We start from the raw sequence: 254 nt of genomic DNA on the forward strand, positions 1-254 counted from the left end.
TTCAGTGAGTCGAAAAGATGCCTCCCCTCAAAGCTCAGCTTCTGCTCGAAGAATCCCTGTCCGCATACTTTCCGGAAATGGTGTTCACAGATTCCGGAATCACTGTTCAACTTCACCGGAATACGCAGACAGTTCGGCTTCGTGAAAGCCAGATACAAGGGGTTGCTGAAAAACGATAACCAACTGGCGATGTTATTCACGCTGGCCAACCTGTTTCGGGCGGACCAAATGATACGTCAGTGGGAGAGATCTCA

Annotated in this window: 1 pseudogene; it reads left to right on the forward strand. The window is 49.6% G+C overall.

Going from position 1 to position 254, the window contains the following annotated elements:
• Window positions 1-111 precede the first annotated feature (111 nt).
• A pseudogene (locus ACLHZ1_RS20865) lies at window positions 112-254 on the forward strand (IS5/IS1182 family transposase); the annotation flags it as partial.

It is taken from the genome of Aeromonas sobria (genome assembly GCF_050266975.1).
In the GTDB taxonomy this organism is placed as follows: Bacteria; Pseudomonadota; Gammaproteobacteria; order Enterobacterales; family Aeromonadaceae; genus Aeromonas; species Aeromonas sobria_B.